The 1,092-nt window shown below is 38.6% G+C and carries 1 protein-coding gene and 1 riboswitch; the gene reads right to left on the bottom strand.

What is annotated here, in order from left to right; translation table 11 throughout:
* Nucleotides 1-94 precede the first annotated feature (94 nt).
* Complete coding sequence (locus V7164_RS25545) at nt 95-901, bottom strand: MetQ/NlpA family ABC transporter substrate-binding protein (protein WP_335345000.1); 807 nt, start codon at nt 899-901, stop codon at nt 95-97.
* 94 nt (nt 902-995) lie between these two features.
* A riboswitch (SAM riboswitch) is annotated at nt 996-1,092 on the bottom strand. This riboswitch is flagged as partial in the annotation.

Raw genomic sequence — 1,092 nt, forward strand, 5'->3', positions numbered from 1 at the left:
TCCAGCAAATTCTCTTTCTTGGACAGCTTCTATCAAAATACCGAAAACCTGTCCAGCAAATTCACTTTCTTGGACAGCCTTCATCAAATTTCTATTAAAAACCAGGGATGATGGATCCGCGGAATTCTTCTTCGATGAATTTTTTAACTTTTTCACTCTGATAAGCGTTCACCAATTTTTTAACGACAGGATCGTTTTCGTTTTCCGCTCTGACAACAATATAATTCACATATGGAGAGTTAGTTGATTCTAAAATAAATGCATCTTCTTTCGGATAAAGACCCGCAGCGATTGCAAAGTTTGTATTAATGGCTGCAGCATCGACTTCGCCTAATTGTTTTGGAATTTGTGCTGCGTCAAGTTCAATGAACTCAAGATTCTTTGGATTTTCCACCACATCATGAATAGAGGCTGTTTCTTCTTTGCCTTCTTCAAGCTTAATGTGGCCATTTTCTTGTAAGATGAAAAGTGCACGTGCTCCATTTGTCGGATCGTTTGGCAGACCAAATTTCGCTCCGTCTGGAAGATCTTCAAAGCTTTTATATTTTTCTGAGTAAATCCCCATTGGATTAAGAATCGTTTTCCCAACTGGTACTAATGTAGTTCCATGATCATCATTAAATTTTTCAAGAAAAGGCTTATGCTGATAGCTGTTAACATCTAAGTCGCCTTCATCTAAAGCTGTATTTGGAAGGACGTAGTCAGTAAAAGATTTAATTTCCAACTCAAGTCCGTCTTCTGCAGCCACTTCTTTAACCACTTCCAATATTTGAGCATGCGGACCGTCCGTTGCTCCAATGACTAGCTTCTTCTCGTTCAGTGCCCCGCTGCTTTCTTTACTGCAAGCAGCAATAAACAATGTCATACCAAGTAATGCTAAAACCATTCCAAACTTCTTCACTTTATTGTTCCTCCTGTGTAGTTGTATTGGAAGAAGAAAAAATAAAAAGCCTCTCCATCAAAAAAGAGAGGCTTTATGTATACATAAAAATCCTCTCTTATCTTTCAAAACAATGAATGTTTTGCAGGATTTAGCACCAATCTATTAAACATAGACGGTTGCCGAGCTTCATCGGGCCAGTCCCTCAGCTA

This window comes from Bacillus sp. JJ1474 (genome assembly GCF_036965225.1).
Taxonomy (GTDB): domain Bacteria; phylum Bacillota; class Bacilli; order Bacillales; family Cytobacillaceae; genus Cytobacillus.